The 5,687-nt window shown below is 50.1% G+C and carries 9 protein-coding genes and 1 pseudogene; 5 read left to right on the plus strand and 5 right to left on the minus strand.

The annotated features are described in order from the left end of the window. The 5 genes from pyrF to Q0340_RS02135 all read left to right on the plus strand — a co-directional run. A partial coding sequence (gene pyrF, locus Q0340_RS02115) for an orotidine-5'-phosphate decarboxylase (protein WP_298081968.1) occupies positions 1-442 on the plus strand: 442 nt, incomplete at its 5' end. Between the two features lie 214 nt (positions 443-656). Continuing rightward, the gene (locus tag Q0340_RS02120; RefSeq protein WP_298081969.1) at positions 657-899 is read left to right on the plus strand and encodes a helix-hairpin-helix domain-containing protein; all 243 of its coding nucleotides are present in this window, start codon (positions 657-659) and stop codon (positions 897-899) included. Positions 900-943: 44 nt separating this feature from the next. Further along, positions 944-1,147 carry a hypothetical protein gene (locus Q0340_RS02125; protein ID WP_298081970.1) on the plus strand — a complete coding sequence of 68 codons (204 nt, stop codon included), beginning with the start codon at positions 944-946 and terminating at the stop codon, positions 1,145-1,147. Positions 1,148-1,264: 117 nt separating this feature from the next. Further along, positions 1,265-1,462 (plus strand): hypothetical protein, encoded by a 198-nt coding sequence (locus Q0340_RS02130; protein ID WP_298081971.1) that lies wholly within the window; start codon positions 1,265-1,267, stop codon positions 1,460-1,462. A 31-nt stretch (positions 1,463-1,493) separates the two neighbouring features. Then, positions 1,494-2,351 carry a DUF3108 domain-containing protein gene (locus tag Q0340_RS02135; RefSeq protein ID WP_298081972.1) on the plus strand — a complete coding sequence of 286 codons (858 nt, stop codon included), beginning with the start codon at positions 1,494-1,496 and terminating at the stop codon, positions 2,349-2,351. 28 nt (positions 2,352-2,379) lie between these two features. Here the strand turns inward: Q0340_RS02135 and Q0340_RS02140 are convergent, their stop codons facing one another. From Q0340_RS02140 to Q0340_RS02160, 5 genes and pseudogenes are all read right to left on the minus strand, one after another. Continuing rightward, entirely contained in the window at positions 2,380-3,015 is a 636-nt protein-coding gene (locus Q0340_RS02140) for a hypothetical protein (protein WP_298081973.1), read from the minus strand. Beyond that, a complete protein-coding gene (locus Q0340_RS02145; protein ID WP_298081974.1) occupies positions 3,003-3,398 on the minus strand; it encodes a hypothetical protein in 396 nt (131 codons plus the stop codon). Before Q0340_RS02145 ends, Q0340_RS02140 begins: the two co-directional genes overlap by 13 nt. Positions 3,399-3,578: 180 nt before the next feature. After that, entirely contained in the window at positions 3,579-4,937 is a 1,359-nt protein-coding gene (locus Q0340_RS02150; RefSeq protein WP_298081975.1) for a thiamine phosphate synthase, read from the minus strand. Then, positions 4,925-5,539 (minus strand): hypothetical protein, encoded by a 615-nt coding sequence (locus Q0340_RS02155; protein ID WP_298081976.1) that lies wholly within the window; start codon positions 5,537-5,539, stop codon positions 4,925-4,927. Before Q0340_RS02155 ends, Q0340_RS02150 begins: the two co-directional genes overlap by 13 nt. Continuing rightward, a pseudogene (locus tag Q0340_RS02160) lies at positions 5,532-5,687 on the minus strand (2-iminoacetate synthase ThiH); the annotation flags it as partial. The pseudogene Q0340_RS02160 and the gene Q0340_RS02155, both read right to left, overlap by 8 nt.

Raw genomic sequence — 5,687 nt, forward strand, 5'->3', positions numbered from 1 at the left:
AGATATGATAAACGTGCACGCAAGCAGCGGCAAACGCGCGATGGCAACCGTGATGGAGCGACTGGGCAAGCTTGGTTCGCGCCCGCTGGTGCTTGCGGTCTCTGCGCTAACGAGCTTTGACGAGGGCGAGTTTAGCGCGGTTTACGAGCAAAATTTAAGCGACGCCGTGCGCAAGCTTAGCGTGATGAGCTACGAAGCGGGGCTTGACGGCATGGTCTGCTCGGCGTTCGAGAGCCGCCTGATAAAGGACGCAACGAGCGCAAATTTTATCACGCTTTGCCCGGGCGTGAGGCCTTTTGGCGAGAGTGCGGCAGATCAAAAGCGAATAGCGGATCTGGGCGTCGCGCGCGAGGCGGGGGCTGATTTTATAGTAGTCGGTAGGCCGATCTATCAAAGCGCCGATCCGCGCGAAATTTGCGAGCGAATTTTGGGGCAAATTTAGTGCCAAAGCTTGCGTAAAAATTAGTCTCAAATTATTTTAGTCCAGTTTTCTGAGTGTGAGAATTTTAATTAAATAATCGTAAAAGCGCGACTTGGACGGTGGCTTCGCGCAGCAGCAAGATAAAATTTAGCGAGCTTCGTAGCACGCGAATGAAATTTAAAATTTCATTCGAAGCGGCGGGCTTGGCGGAGCTCAAAAGAAATTTGAGGTAAATTTGAGCGATTTTAAGAAAATCCCCTATGTCGGCGAGGCGACCGAGGCTGATCTGCTGGCACTCGGCTACACTGACATCGCTTCGCTAAAGGGCGCGGATCCGGACGAGATGTTTGAACGCACAAAGGCGCTCGGGCGTGGCAGCGACAGGTGCATTCTCTATGTTTACCGCATGATTTGCTACTACGCAAATACGCCCCTTCCCGACAAAGCCAAGCTGAAATGGTGGATTTGGAAGGACTAAATTTTCAAATTTAACCCGCGCGAGCCATTTGAATTTGAGCGGATTTGCAAGCAACCGACGCGGCTGCATTTGCGGCACGAAACGGCGCCTCACGGAAGTGTAAGCTAACAAGCGCAACGAACGGCGTAAATTTTAAGCGCGAGTTCTACGAACACAATGCGATGGAGCGACACAAAAAGTGTAAATTTTACGGGCGCGGCGTAGCGGCTAGTGCGAAGTACAAACATAGCCGCGATATGAAATTTTGATTTATTCACAGGTGCTCTTTGCGACGAAGCGGTCTGTACGAAATATAAAATCGCCAATTTCTGGCAAGCGCGCGCCGAGCCGTATATGCGCCATAAATATAAAGGCGGCGACAGTCGGTGTTTTTAGGCGCACACTGCGCAGCCTTTCACGACGGCGAGCGGTGGCGGCTGATATTTAATAATCACGCTATGGAGAAAAATGAAATAGGCGGCGCGAGTTTTGCTTTTTATGGTAAATTTTACAAACGCAGTGTAGATTACCGTGCAAGTTTTACGAGCGGCGCGAAGAGCGTAAATTTAACGGGCGCCGTATAATGGGGCGCTGCAAAGCAGAGGGACGGTGGAGATGAAATTTTTTGCTATTTTGATTTTGTGCGCGAGCGCGCTTTTTGGCGAGACGATCAGCGCGAAATATGAGATTTCGTTCGGCGTTTTCGGCGCGGTCGGCAGCGCAAATACGCGGCTCGTGCGGCAGGGCGATCGCTACGAGATCGTCATGGATGCCGTTGCGCAGGGCGTCGCGGGCAGCCTAAGCGGGCAAAGGCGCGAGAGCTTCCGCTCAAAGGGGCGCGTCGTGGCAGGGCTTTTGATGCCCGATCTCTACGTCCACGACGTCTCGCGCAAAAAGGGCAAAACGACGAAAAACGAGCGTAAAACCTACGCCTTCGACTACGCGCGCAAAACGATAAAATTTCAAAAGTTCAAGGGCACGGGCGGCGAGCTACAGCTCGTAAGCGATGAAATTTTGCCCTATTTTGCGACGAACGACCTGCTGAGTTTGTTTTTCAATTTCTCTAAAATCCCGCACTCGGGCGATAAATTTTTCGTCCGAGCCGCGGGCGCAAAAGGCGCCGACGGAAGGATCGACATCGAAAGACCGCACGGAAGCGCCGCCGCAAATATCGCGAGCGAGCTTGGCGTCGCGTCGCCTAGCGATGCGGATACAAACTCCGGCGCAGCGGCAAGCGCAAGCTCTAGCGGAGCAGATACGAAAACCGGCACAACGGACGCAAATTTTAAAGGGCGCGGCGCGGGCGCGGATAAGCAGGATGCGGCGATTTACGTAGTTTTTATCAATCAGCCGATATTTTCGAGCAGCCGAGGCGAGCTGCATCTGAGCCTAAACGAGCGCGGTTACGCCGATCGCGCCGTTTTGAAGGACGTGCTGCTCTTCGGCGACATCCGCGCGCGGCTCGTGGAATGAGACTTCGTAAATTCGAAAAATGCCTGAGTTAAAAATTTTTAACTCTTAAAAGATAATTTGGCGCGTCTAGATCTTTATTAAATTTTAGTTTCATATATTTTTTAAGCTCGTTATATTCTTTATTAGTGGGTATAAATATAAAAAATTTATTGTAAAGCGCGTCTATAATTAAAGCATCGACAAACCTACATGAAAATAATCCGCCCTTAAACAGATGAAAAATCATTTGCGGTATAAAAAGAAAGATAATCGCTCCCATGCAGCAAAATAACATTATAAAGACTATCATAGAGTCATCAAATATCGCACCATAAATATAAGCGAGTACGTATATGGCGAGGCAGGTTTTTCCTATAATTCTTTCCGTTTCCGTGTATTTTCGTGTTTCGCTTTCATAAACAAGAGCGAAAGTCTTTTTAAAATATAAAATATCATCAAATTTCATTACGAGCTGCTCGCCTGATTTTATACATTTTATGCTTGAGTTTAAAAATATAAATTTCCTTCCGTAATGCTGCGAAAAACCCTTAAGAGCCCTAGCAACCAAAGGTGCGGTGAGCAGGATATTCGCAACTTTTCTATCATAGGGAATATTAAATACTAAATTTATAAACATAGCAAAACAAAGCAACGCTACTATAGCTATAATATTTACGATCGGCATATAGAGTCTTTGATGACTAACGGCTCTTTGTCGTAATCACGAGTTTTAGCGCCCCGCGATGAAACACCGCCCGGGTTTAAATTTTGAAATTTTACCTCATCTTTTGAGTTTAAATTCATATCGTTTAAATTTCTATCTCGGAAATTTGCGCCGCAAAGATGATCGGCTTGCGATTCGGGGTTTGTTTGATTAAAATTCGCATTTTTAAAGCTTTTGCTACTCAAATTTGTATCGTTTAAATTTAATGAGCTGCGATCCGTTGCATCGCTTAAATCCGCATCGTCAAAGATGTCGGCGTTAGCGCCTTTTCGCAGCTTTTGCTTTAAGTTCTGGTGCCCTTCGTTTAGAAGCTTTTTAAGTTCCTCAAACCGCACTTTATCCAAAAAATATCCTTAAGCTTAAATCGCTCGTATTTTATAACTTCGGGCTTAAATCACAATAAATCGCGCCCGTTTCGCGCGTTTTTGATTTTATTAAAAGATGTATTTTTGCATTGCGCCGCATGCGCGAAATGACGGCAACAAGGGCGCGGCAAAAGAAACGAACCGCATTTTCGGATCGATTCATTTTTTAAATTTTCTTATGAAATCGCTCGCGTCCCGCGCCGCCATTGCAGGGCTCATAACGGCGATCCTGTCGGCTCCCGCGCGTAGGACGGAGGCGAAATTGCGCGGCGTTATGCCGCCCAGTGCATAGATTTCGCCCGCGAAAAACTCCCGCACGGCGCGGATCAAATTTAGCCCCTTCGGCGCTAGCCCCGCCTTGCAATCAGTCGCGAAGATGTGGCTCAAGCAGATCGCGCTCGCGCCCAGCTCCAGCGCCTCGCGTGCCTCCGCCTCGCTGTGGCAGGAAGCGACCAATTTTTTAAAATTTGCGTGCAAAAACTCCGCCCCTCGCGCCGCGCTAAAGCTCCGCAAAACCCCGAGCGGCAGCCATAAATTTCTCTCGCCCGCCCGCAGCGCAAAATCTGCAAAATTATGCACAAAGATCGCGGGCAGGCGCCTCGCACTCTCTGCACTCTGCGCGCCCTTCGCGCTCTGCGAGTTTTCCGCCTCTTTCACGCTCTGTGAATTTTCTACGCCCTCTATGCTTTCCGTGTACTGCGCGCTCTGCGAGCTCCCCGCATTTTTTGCACTATGCACATCATTCGCATTTTTTGTACTTTGCGCACCCTGCATACTTTCCGCATTTTCTGCGTCCCGTACGCCTTCTGCCGCGAGTTTTATTTCGCTTGCAGCGCCGCGAAGCGAAATTCCACCCAGCGTGCTATTATTCGCACAGTTTGCAGCGCCGGTAAAATTTTCAGACAAAATTTCATCTAAAACGCAAGCGGAATTTTTAGACCGTATCTCATCTGTGGCGGCACCATGTCTGCGAGCCGTATCCGCGCAAAGCTCACTCTTGCCGCCGCCCAAATGGAGCTTTTTTGGCGAAATTTCGTCCTCGTCGCGCTCGTAGAGCGAAATTTTATCCGCGCAGGCCGCGCTCGCGTCCAATCCGCCTATGAGGGCTTGGACGGCGCAGGCTCGATCGTCGTAAATTTTATGCGGAATCGCACGCGCGCAAACTTCCTCTGCGAAAATTCCGTCCGAGCGAGCCGTACCCGTGCCAAACCCCTCTTCGTGCGCTTCTGCCACATCAAATTTGGCGGCGCGGATTTCATTCGGCGAAATTTCATGCGGGCAAGCTCGATCCGCGTCAAAGCTGAGCCGGTCTGCGCGATCATAGAACTCGCAAGCGCGCAGTATATTCTCAAATAGCGCCGCATAGGTCGCTTCGTCTAAATCCTTTTCGCGCACGACGATCTCGCCTATGCCTGCCGCGGCAAGATCCGCTATGCGCGCAAGCAGCGCCGCCTCACCGCCGCAGAGCGCGCGATTTGTAATGATCGTAATGCGCGAAGCAAGCTCTAAATCCTGCATCCGCCCGCTCCTTTAAGCCCAATATCCGTGCGCAGCGCGGCGCTCAAATTTAAAATTTTGCCTGCGATGCTAGGGATTAAAATTTTACTTGCTAGGGCGAGCGCCGAAATCCCCGCCGTCACGCCATATTTCAAAATTTCGCCCGCCGAAACAAGGTCTGAAATTTCCGCCGCAGCGCTAAGGCTCAAAGCGTTCGCCCAGCTTCTCGATTTTAGCGGCTTTGCGTTGCCGTCGCATAGGAACCCGAAGCTCGCGCCGTTTTTAAATTTAAAATTTGCGTTGCCTGCGGGCTTGGAATTTGCGCCGCCTTTAAATTTTAAATCCGCGTATGTGCTACGAGATCTTAAATTTACACACGCATTTTGTATCTCAAAATTTCCCGCGCGAGCTGACACGGTACCGAAAATCTTATCATCCGCCATAGCGCCATAAATTTTATCACGGCATGCGGAGCTACAAAATTCGGCGCCGCATTTTACGCTGCAAATTTTACTTCTGCGCTGGGCAGCACTAAATCCGCCCTCGAGCCCGACGCTATAAATCTCGCGTCCGGCACAGCAAATTTCATCTACGCACGCGGTAAAATTTCGCGCCTCACACATAGATATACTCGCTCATCAGCGGCTGCAGCCCGCCGCCGCGGATCGCCTCGCAGACCTCGCTTACGCTACGCGCGTCGCTGATCTCGAACTGCTCGTCGCCCCTCTGCTCGCTGTGTCCGCCGATACCTACGCTCACGCCCGCCGAAAT

This window comes from uncultured Campylobacter sp., from assembly GCF_938045595.1.
Classification (GTDB): Bacteria; Campylobacterota; Campylobacteria; order Campylobacterales; family Campylobacteraceae; genus Campylobacter_B.

Coding starts and splice junctions, on each gene's coding strand:
- Q0340_RS02135 (WP_298081972.1), top strand. CDS start 1,494: ATGAAATTTTTTGCTATTTTGATTTTGTGCGCGAGCGCGCTTTTTGGC.
- Q0340_RS02140 (WP_298081973.1), bottom strand. CDS start 3,015: ATGCCGATCGTAAATATTATAGCTATAGTAGCGTTGCTTTGTTTTGCT.
- Q0340_RS02150 (WP_298081975.1), bottom strand. CDS start 4,937: ATGCAGGATTTAGAGCTTGCTTCGCGCATTACGATCATTACAAATCGC.
- Q0340_RS02155 (WP_298081976.1), bottom strand. CDS start 5,539: ATGTGTGAGGCGCGAAATTTTACCGCGTGCGTAGATGAAATTTGCTGT.